The sequence below is a fragment of the Pantoea sp. JKS000250 genome, assembly GCF_003201065.1.
Lineage (GTDB): Bacteria > Pseudomonadota > Gammaproteobacteria > Enterobacterales > Enterobacteriaceae > Pantoea > Pantoea vagans.
Genome location: NZ_QICZ01000001.1, coordinates 2202170 through 2217644, shown reverse-complemented (window position 1 = coordinate 2217644; position 15475 = coordinate 2202170). Strand labels below are relative to the sequence as shown.

Genomic DNA, 15475 nt, shown 5'->3' with positions numbered 1-15475 from the left:
AGGGAAAATAGGACAGTTTGATGACAGTGAAATGTACGAAATATGACAGTTATATGACAAAGGGCCAGAATGAAGTGGGCCCGCGACGGGGCCCACCAGGTTATTCCACGGTAACCGATTTTGCCAGGTTACGAGGCTGATCGACGTCGGTGCCTTTGATCAGGGCAACGTGATAGGAGAGTAACTGCAACGGCACGGTGTAGAAGATCGGCGCAATCACCTCTTCAACATGCGGCAGCGGGATAATCTTCATCCCGTCACTGTCGCTGAAACCCGCATCCTGATCGGCAAACACATAGAGCAGGCCGCCGCGTGCGCGCACCTCTTCGATGTTGGATTTCAGCTTCTCCAGTAGTTCGTTGTTAGGTGCCACTACGATCACCGGCATGTCCGCATCAATCAGCGCCAGCGGGCCATGTTTCAGCTCGCCTGCGGCGTAGGCTTCCGCATGAATGTAGGAGATCTCCTTGAGCTTCAGCGCCCCTTCCATGGCAATCGGGTATTGATCGCCACGGCCCAGGAACAGCGCGTGATGCTTGTCAGAGAAGCCTTCGGCCAGATTCTCAATCAGCTTATCCTGCGCCAGCATCTGCTCAATCCGGTTCGGCAACGCCTGCAGGGCATGAACGATCTCATGCTCAGTCTCCACAGACATCCCTTTCAGACGACCCAGTTTCGCCACCAGCATCAGCAGCACCGCTAACTGAGTGGTGAACGCTTTGGTGGAGGCGACGCCGATTTCGGTGCCCGCTTTGGTCATCAGTGCCAGGTCAGATTCCCGAACCAGTGACGAACCCGCCACGTTGCAGACGGCCAGCGACCCCAGGTAGCCCAGCTCTTTCGAGAGACGCAGCGCTGCCAGGGTATCTGCCGTTTCACCCGACTGCGACAGGGTGATCAGCAGGCTGTTTTTGCGCACCGCTGACTTGCGATAGCGGAACTCTGAGGCGATCTCCACGTCACAGGGGATATTTGCCAGCGACTCAAACCAGTAGCGTGACACCATCCCGGAATTATAAGAGGTGCCGCAGGCGATAATCTGGATATGCTCCACCTGACTCAGCAGTGCTTCAGCGCCCGCGCCCAGCTCGCTGAGGTCAACCTGCCCCTGACTGAAGCGCCCACTCAGGGTGCTTTTCAGCGCCATCGGCTGTTCGTAGATCTCTTTCTGCATGTAGTGACGGTAAATACCTTTATCACCGGCGTCATATTGCAGGTTCGATTCGATCTCGGCACGCGTCACGGTATTGCCTTCACGGTCGATCACCGTCACATCACGACGACTGATCTCGGCGATATCACCCTCTTCCAGATAGATGAAGCGGCGGGTCACCGGCAGCAGGGCCAGCTGATCCGAGGCGATAAAGTTTTCGCCCATGCCACGGCCAATCACCAGCGGACTGCCGGAACGGGCTGCCACCAGCAGCGACGGATCGCGGCTGTCCATGATCACCATGCCATAAGCACCACGCAGTTGTGGGATCACGCGCAATACGACTTCGCGCAGCGAACCGCCCTGCTTCTGCTCCCAGTGAACCAGATGCGCCACCACTTCGGTGTCGGTTTCAGAGGCAAAAACGTAGCCGCGTTCGATCAGCTCAGCACGCAGCGGCTCATGGTTTTCGATGATGCCGTTGTGCACGATGATGATGTGCTCTGAGACGTGCGGATGCGCATTTGCTTCCGACGGCTCGCCATGAGTTGCCCAGCGCGTGTGCGCGATGCCGGTACCACCGATCAGCGGCTGCTGTTCAGCGGCTTCCGCCAGTTTCTGCACTTTCCCTAACCGCCGCAGGCGCGTGGCGTGCCCCTGACGATCGACCACGGCCAGACCGGCCGAATCATATCCGCGATATTCAAGACGACGCAGACCTTCCAGCAGAATCTCTGCGATATCGCGTTGCGCTACTGCACCAACAATTCCACACATAATGATGTTTTCCTGACTACATGGCTTTTCGCCACTTCTGTTGTCATGCGACCTGATATCCGGCTTTGCCGGTTCCCCGAGCCTTGTAGAGAGTGGGGATTATAGTTTTGGCACTGCACTGCATCGGCCCGCATAAAGCGGGCCGTTAAAAATTTTATTTTTTCTTCACCGGACGCTGCCAGTCCGCTTTGTGATTCTGCTCTTTACGGTTATAGACCAGACCGGCTTCGGTCACATCTTTCATGATGGTGGTGCCTGCCGCAATGGTAGCACCTGCCGCGACGCTGACCGGAGCCACCAGCTGCGTATCTGAGCCTACAAATACGTCATCGCCAATCACGGTTTTGAATTTGTTCGCGCCATCATAGTTGCAGGTGATAGTGCCTGCACCGATGTTCACGTTGTCGCCAATCTCCGCATCGCCAAGATAGGAGAGGTGGCCCGCTTTCGATCCCTTGCCCAGACGCGCTTTCTTCATTTCGACGAAGTTGCCCACGTGCGCAGCGTCGGCCAAATCGCTGCCAGGACGCAGACGGGCAAAGGGTCCGACGGTACAGGCGGTAGCGAGATGAGCATCCTCGATCACCGTATAGGGGCTGATTTCACAATCATCGCCGATCACGCTGTTTTTGATGATGCAGCCCGCGCCGATTTTGACGCGCGAGCCCAGCGTGACCCGGCCTTCAATAATAACGTTGGTGTCGATTTCGACATCCCGTCCATGCGCCAGCGTCCCGCGCAGATCAAACCGTGCCGGATCGCGCAGCATCACGCCGGCCAGCAGCAGTTTTTCGGCCTGTTCAGCCTGGTATGTGCGTTCTAATGTCGCCAGCTGCAGACGGTTATTCACGCCATCGGTTTCACTGATGCGTGCCGGATGAACCGCGTTGATCACCCGACCTTCCTGATGTGCCAGCGCGATAATATCGGTAATGTAATACTCACCCTGCGCATTGTTATTGGTGAGCTGTGACAGCCAGCGTTTTAAATCGCCGCCGTTGGCGATCAGAATACCGGTGTTGATCTCTTTAATCATGAGCTGCGCCGGGCTGGCATCTTTCTGTTCGATAATGCCGGTGATGGTATCGTTCTCACGCACGATGCGGCCATAGCCGGTCGGGTCGTCCAGTACCACGGTAAGTAAGCCAATGCCGCCCTGCGGTTTTGCTTCGCGCAGACGCTGTAATGTCGCCTGAGAGATCAGCGGCACGTCGCCATAGAGCATCATGATATCTTCATCATCGGCGAAGGCAGGCGCGGCCTGCTGCATGGCATGGCCAGTGCCGAGCTGCTCAGACTGCAGTACCCAGTTCAGCGTGCTGTCGGTAAGTGTCGCTTTCAGGCGATCGCCGCCGTGACCATAGACCAGATGCACCTGCTGTGCGCCCAGCCCTTTGGCGGCATCAATGACGTGCTGAACCATCGGTTTGCCTGCCAGCGTATGCAGAACTTTAGGCAGATCGGAATACATACGGGTGCCCTTGCCAGCAGCAAGGATCACCACACTCATCGCACTGTTAGACATAACTATCCTGAGTGAATTTTTACGGGTGAAAGTAAAACGGTTTGGGGTTGAGATTACTACATTTTTCTCAGGCCGAAATTAGGCGGACGGGCAGATCGGGCACCGCAGGCAAAAAAAATGCCAGCCCGAGGGCTGGCATTTCGTGACGCATAAAGCTGGATTACATCGCTTTTTTGGTCAGTTCGATCACGCGCAGTTTAGCAATGGCTTTCGCCAGCTCGGCAGAGGCCTGAGCGTAGTCCACGTCGCCGTGGCTGCTGTTCATGTGCTCTTCTGCTTTGCGTTTTGCTTCCAGAGCTCGCGCTTCGTCCAGATCGGTACCGCGAATCGCGGTATCGGCCAAAACGGTGCTGCTGCCCGGTTGCACTTCCAGCACGCCGCCAGAGAGGTAGATATACTCCTCTTCGCCGTGCTGTTTCACGATACGGATCATTCCAGGCTTAATGGCAGTCAGCAGCGGCGCATGGCCAGGGAAAATCCCCAGTTCACCTTCGCTACCTGACACCTGAATTTTCTGTACCAGACCAGAGAACAACTGCTCCTCTGCGCTGACCACATCCAGGTGATAAGTCATAGCCATAATCTTCCTCCCGGGAAACCGTTATTACAGTTTCTTCGCTTTTTCCACGGCTTCTTCGATGGCACCAACCATGTAGAAGGCCTGCTCTGGCAGGTGGTCAAACTCACCTTCCATGATGCCTTTAAAGCCACGGATAGTGTCTTTCAGCGTAACGTATTTACCCGGTGAACCGGTGAATACTTCCGCAACGAAGAACGGCTGAGACAGGAAGCGCTGAATTTTACGCGCACGTGCCACCAGCAGTTTGTCTTCTTCAGACAGCTCATCCATACCGAGGATGGCGATGATGTCTTTCAGTTCCTGATAACGCTGCAGCAGTGACTGAACGCCACGCGCAACATCATAGTGTTCCTGACCGACAACCAGCGGATCCAGCTGACGGCTGGTAGAATCCAGCGGGTCAACGGCCGGGTAGATACCCAGAGAAGCGATCTGACGGCTCAGCGTTACCGTTGAGTCTAAGTGCGCAAAGGTGGTTGCTGGTGACGGGTCAGTCAGGTCATCCGCAGGGACGTAAACGGCCTGTACGGAGGTGATTGAACCGGTCTTGGTGGAGGTAATACGCTCCTGCAACACGCCCATCTCTTCTGCCAGCGTTGGCTGGTAACCTACCGCAGATGGCATACGACCCAGCAGTGCAGAAACTTCTGTACCGGCCAGGGTATAACGGTAGATGTTATCGATGAACAGCAGAACGTCGCGGCCTTCATCACGGAATTTTTCTGCCATGGTCAGACCGGTCAGTGCAACGCGCAGACGGTTACCCGGCGGCTCGTTCATCTGGCCATAGACCAGCGCAACTTTATCGATAACGTTTGAGTCAGTCATTTCGTGGTAGAAGTCGTTACCCTCACGAGTACGCTCACCCACACCGGCAAACACAGAGTAACCTGAGTGTTCAGCCGCGATGTTACGGATCAGTTCCATCATGTTGACGGTTTTACCGACACCCGCACCACCGAACAGACCCACTTTACCGCCTTTAGCAAACGGACACATCAGGTCGATAACCTTGATGCCGGTTTCCAGCAGTTCCTGCGAGTTAGACTGATCTTCATAAGAAGGCGCTGCGCGGTGAATAGAGGCGATCTCTACTGCACTGCCGTCTTCTTCTTTCAGCTCGCCTTTCATGTCGATTGGCTCGCCGAGAACGTTCATGATACGGCCCAGGGTCGCTTTACCGACCGGAACCTGAATAGGTTTCTGCAGGTCGTTGACGTTCAGACCACGCTTCAGGCCGTCAGACGTCCCCATTGCGATGGTACGAACTACGCCGCCGCCGAGCTGCTGCTGTACTTCCAGCACCAGACGCGCATCACCATTCATTACCTCAAGGGCGCTGTACACTTGCGGTACCGCGTCCTGAGGGAATTCGACGTCAACAACGGCGCCGATAATCTGGACAATCTTTCCAGTTGCCATCTTGAATCCTCTACCTAATTCCAAACCTGGTTAAACCGCGGAGGCCCCCGAGACGATCTCGGTAAGTTCCTGGGTGATGCTGGCCTGACGAGCTTTGTTGTATACCAACTGCAGCTCTTTGATCAGATTTCCGCCGTTGTCGGTTGCGGCTTTCATCGCCACCATACGTGCAGCCTGCTCACTGGCCAGATTTTCCACCACACCCTGATAAACCTGCGATTCGACATAACGACGCAGCAGGGTATCCAGCAGCGCTTTCGGATCGGGTTCGTACAGGTAATCCCAGGTCTTCGCCTTCATCTCTTCTTCACCTTCCGCTGGCGCTAACGGCAGCAGTTGGGTGATGGTCGGAGTCTGAGACATGGTGTTATTGAACTTGTTACTGACGATCATCAGTTTGTCGATGCGGCCTTCATCATAAGCCTGCAACATCACTTTTACCGGGCCAATCAGATCAGACAGGGCAGGTTTATCGCCCATGCCGCTGACTTGCGCCACAATGTTGCCACCCACAGCACTGAAGAATGACGCCCCTTTTGAACCGATAATCGATAGATCGCTCTGCACGCCTTTATCGGACCAGGACTTCATATCCGCCAGTAATTTTTTGAACAGGTTAATGTTCAAACCACCACAAAGCCCGCGGTCTGTAGAAACGACCAGGTAGCCGACGCGCTTGACGTCGCGCTGTTCCAGGTAAGGGTGCTTGTATTCCAGATTACCCAACGCAAGGTGACCAATCACTTTGCGCATGGTGTCTGCATACGGACGGCTGGCCGCCATGCGTTCCTGCGTTTTACGCATCTTGGAGGCGGCGACCATTTCCATCGCTTTGGTGATCTTCTGCGTGTTTTTCACGCTTCCAATCTTGCTTCGTATCTCTTTTGCGCCGGCCATTAGCTTCTCCTCAAAGCCTTGCGGCCTGCCTTTTCAGACAAGCCGCCAGACATTACCAGGACTGGGTTGCTTTAAACGTATCGATCAGGCCTTTCAGCTTCGCTTCGATATCGTTGTTAAAGTTACCCGACTGGTTGATTTCAGCCATCAGCTCAGCGTGGTCGCGATCGGCGAAGGCCAGCAGTGCAGCTTCGAAGCTGCCAATTTTTGCCAGTTCAACGTCGTTCAGGTAGCCACGCTCTGCAGCGAACAGAACCAGACCCTGCTGCGCGACAGACATCGGCGCATACTGTTTCTGCTTCAGCAGCTCGGTCACTTTCTGACCATGGCTCAGCTGTTTGCGGGTGGCATCATCCAGATCAGATGCGAACTGCGAGAACGCCGCCAGTTCACGATACTGTGCCAGCGCGGTACGGATACCACCGGACAGTTTCTTGATGATCTTGGTCTGTGCAGCACCACCAACGCGGGATACCGAAATACCTGGGTTAACGGCCGGACGAATACCGGAGTTAAACAGGTTCGATTCCAGGAAGATCTGACCATCAGTAATCGAGATTACGTTGGTCGGAACGAACGCAGAAACGTCGCCCGCCTGGGTTTCGATGATCGGCAGCGCGGTCAGTGAACCGGTTTTACCTGTCACTGCGCCATTGGTGAAACGCTCTACATAATCAGCGCTTACGCGTGATGCACGTTCCAGCAGACGGGAGTGGAGATAGAACACGTCGCCAGGGAACGCTTCACGGCCTGGTGGACGACGCAGCAGCAGAGAGATTTGACGGTAAGCGATAGCCTGCTTGGAGAGGTCATCGTATACGATCAGCGCGTCTTCACCACGGTCACGGAAGTATTCGCCCATCGCACAACCTGCGTACGGAGAGAGATACTGCAGTGCAGCTGATTCAGAAGCAGACGCCACAACAACGATGGTGTTCTGCAGTGCGCCATGCTCTTCCAGCTTACGAACCACGTTAGAGATGGTTGAGGCTTTCTGACCAATCGCAACATAGACACACTTGATGCCTGAGTCGCGCTGGTTGATGATCGCATCGATCGCCATCGCGGTTTTACCGGTCTGACGGTCACCGATGATCAGCTCACGCTGGCCACGGCCGATTGGAATCATCGCATCGACCGACTTATAACCGGTCTGAACCGGCTGGTCGACTGACTGACGATCGATAACGCCAGGTGCAATCACTTCGACCGGTGAGAAACCGTCGTTGTCGATTGCGCCTTTACCGTCGATTGGCGCACCCAGGGTGTTCACCACGCGGCCCAGCAGGCCACGGCCTACCGGTACTTCAAGAATACGGCCAGTACACTTAACCTTCATGCCTTCGGCGAGGTCAGCGTAAGGACCCATCACCACTGCACCAACCGAGTCACGCTCGAGGTTCAGGGCGATGGCGTAACGGTTACCCGGCAGGGCAATCATCTCACCCTGCATCACATCGGCCAGGCCGTGTACGCGGATGATACCGTCACTTACAGAAACAATCGTACCTTCGTTGTGAGCTTCACTCACGACATTGAACTGAGCAATGCGCTGCTTGATCAGTTCGCTGATTTCGGTGGAATTCAGTTGCATATGCTCCAGTCCCCTTAAGACTGCAAGACGTCAGCCAGACGGTCAAGACGGCCGCGTACGCTGCCATCAATAACCAGATCACCCGAACGGATGATCACGCCTGCCATCACAGACTTATCAATTTTGCAATTCAGCTTAACTTTGCGTGACAGACGTTTTTCCATCGCGGCGCTGATTTTACTCAGCTGGTCGTCACTCAGCGTACTGGCGGAGATAACATCAACTTCAGCGGTGGCTTCATGAGCGTCACGCAGTTCGATGTATTGGGCCAGTACAGCCGGAAGCGCTGTCAAACGTCCGTTTTCCGCCATAACCTTAATCAGGTTCTGCGCGGGTTCATCCAGTTGATCGCCACAGACTGCGTTAAACGACGCTGCCAGCGCTTCAGGTGCTAATGCACCGGAGAGAAGATCAGCCATCTGTTCATTGCGAGCCACTTCTGCGGCAAACGCCAGCATCTGTTGCCAGCGTTCTATACTTTGATGCTCAACAGCAAAGTCAAAAGCTGCTTTGGCGTAGGGGCGAGCTACAGTAATCAGATCAGACATCAGCCCCTCCCTCCTTACAGTTCAGCGACCAGTTTATCAACGATGTCGCTGTTAGCAGCTTCATCCACGGAGCGTTCGATGATCTTCTCGGCGCCAGCCATAGCCAGCAACGCAACCTGCTTACGCAGTTCTTCACGTGCACGTTTACGTTCGGCATCAATTTCAGCCTGCGCTTGTGTCACGATGCGATTACGTTCGTTTTCAGCTTCGGTTTTCGCTTCGTCCAGAATCTGCGCGCGACGCTTGTTCGCTTGCTCGATAATGACCTGAGCGTCTTCTTTGGCTTTTTTCAGCTGGTCGGTCGCATTAGCCTGCGCGAGATCCAAATCTTTCTTTGCACGTTCAGCAGAAGCAAGGCCTTCAGCAATTTCTTTCTGGCGCTTTTCGATAGCAGCCATGAGCGGCGGCCATACGTACTTCATGCAGAACGCGACAAACAGGATGAACGCGATAGCCTGGCCGAGGATTGTTGCATTAATGTTCACAGCACAATGCCTCTAGATTGAGTATTTAACTTTTCTGCCGTTATCGTTGTGATAAGCGGCAGAATCCGTTCACCCCTGCACATTGTGCGCTGAGTGAACACAGGGCTTTAGGCGACAGCAAACATCACGTATAGACCCAGACCAACAGCGATCATCGGGATTGCATCCACCAGACCCATTACAACAAAGAACTGCGTACGCAGCAGAGGAATCAGGTCAGGCTGACGAGCAGCGCCTTCCAGGAATTTTCCTCCGAGGATGCCGATACCGATCGCAGCACCGATTGCCGCCAGGCCCATCATCACAGCGGCAGCCATGTACAGCAGATCCATATTCAGGTTTTCCATGACAGTCTCCAGTTTGTTTCAGTTAAATGCTCCCTTCATCTTCCGGGCTTCAGCGGAGTACGCTGCAACCCGGAATCAAGAGGGAAAGTAGTGTTGAGAAAAAAATCAATGCTCTTCAGATGCCATCGACAGATAGACAATCGTGAGGACCATGAAAATGAAAGCCTGTAGCGAAATGATCAGGATGTGGAAAATGGCCCACGGCACATTCAGCACCCACTGCGACCACCACGGCAACAGACCGGCAATAAGGATAAAGATCAGTTCACCCGCATACATGTTACCGAACAGTCGTAAACCCAGTGACACAGGCTTAGACAGAAGGCTTACACCTTCCAGAATCAGGTTGATCGGGATGAAGATCGGGTGGTTAAAAGGCTGCAGCGTCAGCTCTTTCGTGAAGCCGCCAATGCCTTTCATTTTGATGCTGTAGAACAGAATCAAAATAAATACGCCCAACGCCATAGATAGCGTGATGTTCACGTCTGCAGACGGTACGACGCGCAGCGCCGGTAACCCCAATACGTGCTCACCAATATATGGCAGCAGGTCGATTGGCAGCAGATCCATGAAGTTCATCAGGAAGACCCAGACAAAAATTGTCAGAGCCAGCGGGGCGATAAGTTTGCTCTTACCGTGATACATGTCGCGCACGTTACTATCAACGAAACCGACAACCAGTTCGATAGCCGCCTGCATTTTCCCTGGTACACCGCTGGTAGCAGACTTCGCCACGCTACGGAACAACACCAGGAAGATGATTCCCAGCACCATAGAGAAAAACATGGAATCGATATTTAATACCCAGAACGTCGCGGGAGCGTCGTGCGGATTCACTAACTCGAAGGTACGCAGGTCCAACTGAAGATGAGTCAGGTGGTGACCAATGTACTCTTGCGGAGTAGAGATTTCTCCTGCAGCCATGATGCCTCTTACCCTTTGTTGTTAATTACCGCCGGTGCCAGCATTTGAACCACCAGCACCGATAACCAGGTTATTCCGACCGGCCAGAAGACCGCCCCGAACAGACCCAACGCCACAATGAGCAAAATGATGGTCGCAAACACTTTAGCAATTTCACCTAAAGCGAAGCTCCACGCGACTCGCCCCGAAGCGGGGGGTTGCCCCTGCAGGCGCCAGGCTAAAAACAAAAACAATACGTTTGGCAGCCAGGCTGCCGCTCCGCCAGCAAGAGCAGAGACACCCCAGGTGACATCTTTAACAGCAAAGAGTCCGCCGATGATGACTATCGTCACCAGCTGAATCATCAGCACCGTTCGGGCGAATTTTACACTGTAAAGAGACACTGACATGACGCTGATACTCTCCTGCCCCGTTAGGGGTATGTCGCGTGTCGTATAAGACTGCCTTTGCGCAGTTGAGTCAAGCAGCAAAAGCCGTGCAAATTATACGGGCCGCACCTGCGATTTCAATCGGTAAGTAGCGAAAAGGTGAACAATTATTTAAATTTCTTTCCGGATGGCTATTTTTCCAAAGATTACCCTGCAGAGATTCACCCGAATCTGACTGAAAATTCACTCGCATCTTGCTTTTAAAGCGTGCTTTAGATCACATAATAAGCACTCACACGACATTGAGTTTTATCTGCGGTCTATTTAAGAACAATCTGCAAAACAGATTAATCCTTTAAAATCAGAATATTGAAATTAAAAAAATGTGTCCGCAAGACTATTTTCACAGAAAACACGCTATTGACATCGAACTGTGCATGAGAATCGTGAAATTGATATTACGTACGCAAAGTTATTACCACGATATATTTTCCGGCGTGACTACTTTTATTCCGCGACCCGCCTATACAAGTGATATTTCTGATAACTGAATGTGAATTAAACGTTAAATGTAACAGAGCTTTTCGGATAATTTCCGTCTCCGTTTTTAACCTTCGCTCAGCCAGGGCTTAATCAAAATCTTTTATTGATAGCGCATCATCTGCACTTTTTTCATCCATACCCTGATAAAAATCCTGGCAGATAAGCGTTAAATTTCTGGAAACTCAGGCCTGCTGGTGACGAATAATGACCAGATGACGGTCACCTTCCAGCTTAGGCACCTGCAGCTTTATCACTGCATCGGAGAGATAGCCAGCGGGTAACTCAGCCATTTCATCGTCCGGACGGACACCTTTGAGCGCATAAAAGCGCCCTTCCCCGCCAGGCAGATGGTGACACCAGTTCACCATGTCGGTCAGCGAGGCGAATGCACGGCTGATGACGCCATCAAAAGGTGGCTCAGCCGGAAACGCCTCAACCCGGCTCTGTACCGGAGTAATGTTAGTGAGTCCTAACTCATGCTGAACCTGACGCAGGAAGCGCACCCGCTTGCCCAGACTGTCGAGCAGCGTAAAATGCGCATCGGGCATCACGATAGCCAGCGGAATGCCAGGCAGACCGGGACCGGTGCCGACATCAATGAAACGCGAACCTTTCAGATGCGGCGCCACCACAATGCTGTCGAGGATATGGCGAACCAGCATCTGCTGCGGATCGCGCACGGATGTCAGATTGTAGGCTTTGTTCCACTTATCCAGCAGGCCGACATAGGCAACCAGCTGCTGTTTTTGTTGATCGGAGAGGGAAATACCGGCTGCCTTTAGCAGCGACGTGAGTGTGTTAATCACAGCATAAGTCCATTCAGCGGGGGCGAGTCGCCTCGCCCCGTTTCAGATCAGGCGCTTTTGCGCAGCAGACCCTGTTTTTTCAGATAGATCAGCAGTATTGAGATGGCCGCCGGAGTAATGCCGGAAATACGCGTTGCCTGACCAATCGACACGGGTTTGTGATCGTTCAGCTTGGCGATCACCTCGTTCGAGAGGCCATTCACCTGACGGTAGTCGAGCTCCACCGGGAGCAGCGTATTCTCATGACGCAGCTGCCGATCGATCTCTTCCTGCTGACGCGCGATATAGCCTTCATATTTGACCTGAATCTCAACCTGCTCAGCGGCCTGTTCATCAGCCAGTGCCGGACCAAAGGCATCCAGCGTCATCAGCTTCAGATAGGTCAGCTCAGGACGGCGCAGCAAATCTTCACCGCTCACTTCTTTAGTCAGCGGCGCGCTGAGTACCGTGTTCACTTCGGTCACATGCTCTGACTTCGGATGAACCCAGATATCGCGCAGGCGCTGACGCTCCTGTTCAATCGCTTCCAGCTTCTGATTGAAACGCGCCCAGCGCGCATCATCCACCAGGCCCAGTTCACGGCCGGTTTCGGTCAGGCGCAGGTCAGCATTGTCTTCGCGCAGCATCAGGCGGTATTCCGCACGGGAGGTAAACATCCGGTACGGCTCTTTGGTGCCAAGTGTGCAGAGGTCATCCACCAGTACGCCGAGATAAGCCTGATCGCGGCGTGGTGCCCAGCCCTCTTTGTCGGCAGACTGACGGGCCGCATTCAGACCGGCCAGCATTCCCTGCGCAGCCGCTTCTTCGTAGCCGGTTGTGCCGTTGATCTGTCCGGCAAAGAACAGGCCGTGAATGAATTTACTTTCCAGCGTCGGTTTGAGATCGCGCGGATCGAAGAAGTCATACTCGATGGCATAGCCCGGACGCACGATCTTCGCATTCTCCATGCCCTGCATCGACCGGACGATCTGAATCTGCACATCAAAAGGCAGACTGGTCGAGATACCGTTCGGGTAGATCTCATTGCTGGTCAGCCCTTCCGGCTCCAGGAAGATCTGATGCGAGTTGCGATCGGCAAAACGCATCACTTTGTCTTCGATCGACGGGCAGTAGCGTGGGCCGATCCCTTCAATGATCCCGGCGTACATCGGGCTGCGATCCAGGTTATTGCGGATCACCTCATGGGTTTTCTCGTTGGTATGCGTGATCCAGCACGGCACCTGCTGCGGATGCTGAGAGGCATTGCCCATAAACGAGAAGACCGGCATCGGGTTATCACCGTGCTGCGGGCTGAGCACTGAAAAGTCGATGGTGCGCGCATCGATACGCGGTGGCGTACCGGTCTTGAGGCGGTTTACCCGCAGCGGCAGCGCCCGCAGTCGTTTTGCCAGTGGAATAGACGGGGGATCGCCAGCGCGACCGCCGCTGTAGTTGTCCAGACCGATATGAATTTTGCCGTCAAGGAATGTTCCGACGGTAAGAACGACGGTTTTCGCGCGGAACTTCAGTCCCATCTGAGTGACGGCACCCACGACACGATCGTTTTCCACGATAAGATCGTCGACCGCCTGCTGGAAGATCATCAGATTGGGCTGATTCTCCAGTGCCGTACGCACCGCCTGGCGATAGAGCACGCGATCGGCCTGAGCACGGGTCGCCCGTACTGCCGGGCCTTTACTGGCGTTTAGTATCCTGAACTGAATACCCGCCTGGTCAATCGCACTGGCCATCAGACCACCCAGGGCATCCACTTCCTTCACCAAATGTCCTTTGCCAATACCACCAATCGCCGGGTTACAGGACATTTGTCCAAGCGTATCAATGTTATGGGTGAGTAACAGGGTTTGCTGACCCATTCGGGCTGCCGCCATTGCGGCTTCGGTGCCCGCATGACCACCACCAATTACGATGACGTCAAAAGGATCCTGATAAAACATGAAGTGGTACCTCGGTTGATGAACTTGCAGGATCGTCGTCCTGGGGCGTGGATTCTACTCAAATTCCGTCTGGGGTGAAAGCCGCGGGATCGTCCGGTTTTAAAAGAAAGGATCTTAGATCTGTATATGATCTTTCTGTTAGATCTCTTATTAGGATCCCTGCTTTCTGTGGATATGTGCCAGAAGCATTGCAGAAACAACGGGATGAAGAGGATCACTACCTGTGAGTGATCGGTGATCCTGATCCGTATAAGCTGGGATCAAAACGCCATGTTATCCACAGCTCAAAAATCATTCTGCCGTTGTTCTTTGGATAACTACCGGTTATACGCGGTAAAATAGGGTAGTTATCCACAAAATAAACGAGAGGAAAAGGATAAAATCAGCATCTTCCACTGGGGATCGTGACTATTTCGCGATCCCCAGCCCCATTCAGATCGCCTTTTTCCAGCTTTCCAGCCAGGCTTCCGCCGGATCTTCAGGGATCTCATGCTCCAGCACGTCAATCTCCAGGCGATCGCCGATCTGACGGGCACCCTGAGCAATTAACAGCGCTTCTATCTGGCGGATCGCGCCACAAAAGAGATCATATTCATGATTGCCGAGTCCAATCGCACCAAACCGGACCTGAGAGAGATCGGGCTGGCTGTCACGGATGGCTTCGAACAGTGGCAGCAGATTGTCGGGAATATCCCCTGCACCGTGGGTTGAGCAGACCACCAGCCAGATACCCTCCTGCGGCAGCTCATCCAGCTCCGGGCCATGCAGCATCTGCGTTGAGAAGCCCGCTTCCTGTAATTTTTCTTCCAGATGTTCAGCCACATACTCTGCGCTACCCAAGGTACTGCCACTGATTAAGGTAATATCGGCCATCTTGCTCTCCCGGAGATTAAGGCGAGCATTGTACGCTGTGATCAAGCAGTGATCCACCTGTGGACAACAGGGTTAATAGATCAGAAGAAGCGAACGCAGCCGTTGTCAGCCGCTACATTCGTCAGGGATAAGATTATGCACAAGGCGGGATGGATCAGGGCTTGATAGTACGCATGATCGGGTTTTGCAGCGAGATCAGGGTTTCTGTCGACTGAATTTCATCGATGGTCTGGATCTTGTTGATCAGCACCTGTTGCAGAGCGTCGATTGACCGGCACATCACTTTAATAAAGATGCTGTAGTGGCCGGTGGTGTACCAGGCCTCAACCACTTCATCCAGCGCCTCCAGTTTGCTCAGCGCCGCCGGATAGTCTCGTGCGCTCTTGAGGATGATGCCGATAAAACAGCAGACATCAAACCCCAGTTGACGCGGATCGATATCAACCCGGGTGCCCAGGATAATGCCCGCCTGCTTCATCTTTTCCACCCGCACATGAATGGTGCCGGGGCTGACATTAAACTGTTTTGCCAGCTCGGCGTAAGCGGTGCGCGCATTATCCAGCAGGGCATTCAGAATGCCGCGATCCAGGTTATCGAGCTGCAGATGTTCGGCCATGGCCATCCTCGTTATTGGTCTGCTTTAAGTAAACAAGGGTGAATGTGCAGCAAAATAGCGGTTCAGGCAACTACCGGCAG

The 15475-nt window shown here is 53.7% G+C and carries 15 protein-coding genes; all 15 read right to left on the bottom strand.

The window, feature by feature from the left end:
* Positions 1-100 precede the first annotated feature (100 nt).
* Positions 101-1930, bottom strand: a complete 1830-nt coding sequence (gene glmS, locus BY447_RS10630; RefSeq protein ID WP_110331102.1) for a glutamine--fructose-6-phosphate transaminase (isomerizing) — start codon at positions 1928-1930, stop codon at positions 101-103.
* A 154-nt stretch (positions 1931-2084) separates the two neighbouring features.
* Positions 2085-3455 (bottom strand): bifunctional UDP-N-acetylglucosamine diphosphorylase/glucosamine-1-phosphate N-acetyltransferase GlmU, encoded by a 1371-nt coding sequence (glmU, locus tag BY447_RS10625; protein ID WP_110331101.1) that lies wholly within the window; start codon positions 3453-3455, stop codon positions 2085-2087.
* Between the two features lie 160 nt (positions 3456-3615).
* Complete coding sequence (locus tag BY447_RS10620) at positions 3616-4035, bottom strand: F0F1 ATP synthase subunit epsilon (protein WP_008926374.1); 420 nt, start codon at positions 4033-4035, stop codon at positions 3616-3618.
* Positions 4036-4059: 24 nt separating this feature from the next.
* Entirely contained in the window at positions 4060-5457 is a 1398-nt protein-coding gene (gene atpD, locus BY447_RS10615; protein ID WP_008926373.1) for a F0F1 ATP synthase subunit beta, read from the bottom strand.
* Between the two features lie 30 nt (positions 5458-5487).
* Positions 5488-6354, bottom strand: a complete 867-nt coding sequence (gene atpG / locus BY447_RS10610) for a F0F1 ATP synthase subunit gamma (RefSeq protein ID WP_003849534.1) — start codon at positions 6352-6354, stop codon at positions 5488-5490.
* 52 nt (positions 6355-6406) lie between these two features.
* Complete coding sequence (gene atpA, locus BY447_RS10605; protein ID WP_003849532.1) at positions 6407-7948, bottom strand: F0F1 ATP synthase subunit alpha; 1542 nt, start codon at positions 7946-7948, stop codon at positions 6407-6409.
* A gap of 14 nt (positions 7949-7962) precedes the next feature.
* Complete coding sequence (gene atpH / locus BY447_RS10600) at positions 7963-8496, bottom strand: F0F1 ATP synthase subunit delta (RefSeq protein WP_033784344.1); 534 nt, start codon at positions 8494-8496, stop codon at positions 7963-7965.
* Between the two features lie 14 nt (positions 8497-8510).
* Positions 8511-8981: a F0F1 ATP synthase subunit B gene (gene atpF / locus BY447_RS10595; RefSeq protein WP_003849528.1), complete on the bottom strand. Its 471-nt coding sequence runs from the start codon at positions 8979-8981 to the stop codon at positions 8511-8513.
* Positions 8982-9088: 107 nt separating this feature from the next.
* On the bottom strand, positions 9089-9328 hold the full coding sequence (atpE, locus tag BY447_RS10590; RefSeq protein WP_003849523.1) for a F0F1 ATP synthase subunit C: 240 nt from the start codon (positions 9326-9328) through the stop codon (positions 9089-9091).
* A 105-nt stretch (positions 9329-9433) separates the two neighbouring features.
* Complete coding sequence (gene atpB / locus BY447_RS10585; protein ID WP_003849506.1) at positions 9434-10252, bottom strand: F0F1 ATP synthase subunit A; 819 nt, start codon at positions 10250-10252, stop codon at positions 9434-9436.
* 8 nt (positions 10253-10260) lie between these two features.
* Positions 10261-10641, bottom strand: a complete 381-nt coding sequence (gene atpI / locus BY447_RS10580) for a F0F1 ATP synthase subunit I (RefSeq protein ID WP_013359561.1) — start codon at positions 10639-10641, stop codon at positions 10261-10263.
* A 704-nt stretch (positions 10642-11345) separates the two neighbouring features.
* Positions 11346-11969 carry a 16S rRNA (guanine(527)-N(7))-methyltransferase RsmG gene (rsmG, locus tag BY447_RS10575; protein ID WP_110331100.1) on the bottom strand — a complete coding sequence of 208 codons (624 nt, stop codon included), beginning with the start codon at positions 11967-11969 and terminating at the stop codon, positions 11346-11348.
* 47 nt (positions 11970-12016) lie between these two features.
* Positions 12017-13906 (bottom strand): tRNA uridine-5-carboxymethylaminomethyl(34) synthesis enzyme MnmG, encoded by a 1890-nt coding sequence (gene mnmG, locus BY447_RS10570; RefSeq protein WP_110331099.1) that lies wholly within the window; start codon positions 13904-13906, stop codon positions 12017-12019.
* 432 nt (positions 13907-14338) lie between these two features.
* Positions 14339-14779 carry an FMN-binding protein MioC gene (mioC, locus tag BY447_RS10565; protein ID WP_110331098.1) on the bottom strand — a complete coding sequence of 147 codons (441 nt, stop codon included), beginning with the start codon at positions 14777-14779 and terminating at the stop codon, positions 14339-14341.
* Positions 14780-14933: 154 nt separating this feature from the next.
* Positions 14934-15395 carry a transcriptional regulator AsnC gene (asnC, locus tag BY447_RS10560; RefSeq protein WP_013359557.1) on the bottom strand — a complete coding sequence of 154 codons (462 nt, stop codon included), beginning with the start codon at positions 15393-15395 and terminating at the stop codon, positions 14934-14936.
* Positions 15396-15475: the final 80 nt, after the last annotated feature.

Excerpts from the sequence above, each read along its gene's own strand:
- glmS (WP_110331102.1), bottom strand. The coding sequence starts at position 1,930 with ATGTGTGGAATTGTTGGTGCAGTAGCGCAACGCGATATCGCAGAGATT.
- glmU (WP_110331101.1), bottom strand. The coding sequence starts at position 3,455 with ATGTCTAACAGTGCGATGAGTGTGGTGATCCTTGCTGCTGGCAAGGGC.
- BY447_RS10620 (WP_008926374.1), bottom strand. The coding sequence starts at position 4,035 with ATGGCTATGACTTATCACCTGGATGTGGTCAGCGCAGAGGAGCAGTTG.
- atpD (WP_008926373.1), bottom strand. The coding sequence starts at position 5,457 with ATGGCAACTGGAAAGATTGTCCAGATTATCGGCGCCGTTGTTGACGTC.
- atpG (WP_003849534.1), bottom strand. The coding sequence starts at position 6,354 with ATGGCCGGCGCAAAAGAGATACGAAGCAAGATTGGAAGCGTGAAAAAC.
- atpA (WP_003849532.1), bottom strand. The coding sequence starts at position 7,948 with ATGCAACTGAATTCCACCGAAATCAGCGAACTGATCAAGCAGCGCATT.
- atpH (WP_033784344.1), bottom strand. The coding sequence starts at position 8,496 with ATGTCTGATCTGATTACTGTAGCTCGCCCCTACGCCAAAGCAGCTTTT.
- atpE (WP_003849523.1), bottom strand. The coding sequence starts at position 9,328 with ATGGAAAACCTGAATATGGATCTGCTGTACATGGCTGCCGCTGTGATG.
- atpB (WP_003849506.1), bottom strand. The coding sequence starts at position 10,252 with ATGGCTGCAGGAGAAATCTCTACTCCGCAAGAGTACATTGGTCACCAC.
- atpI (WP_013359561.1), bottom strand. The coding sequence starts at position 10,641 with ATGTCAGTGTCTCTTTACAGTGTAAAATTCGCCCGAACGGTGCTGATG.
- mnmG (WP_110331099.1), bottom strand. The coding sequence starts at position 13,906 with ATGTTTTATCAGGATCCTTTTGACGTCATCGTAATTGGTGGTGGTCAT.
- mioC (WP_110331098.1), bottom strand. The coding sequence starts at position 14,779 with ATGGCCGATATTACCTTAATCAGTGGCAGTACCTTGGGTAGCGCAGAG.
- asnC (WP_013359557.1), bottom strand. The coding sequence starts at position 15,395 with ATGGCCGAACATCTGCAGCTCGATAACCTGGATCGCGGCATTCTGAAT.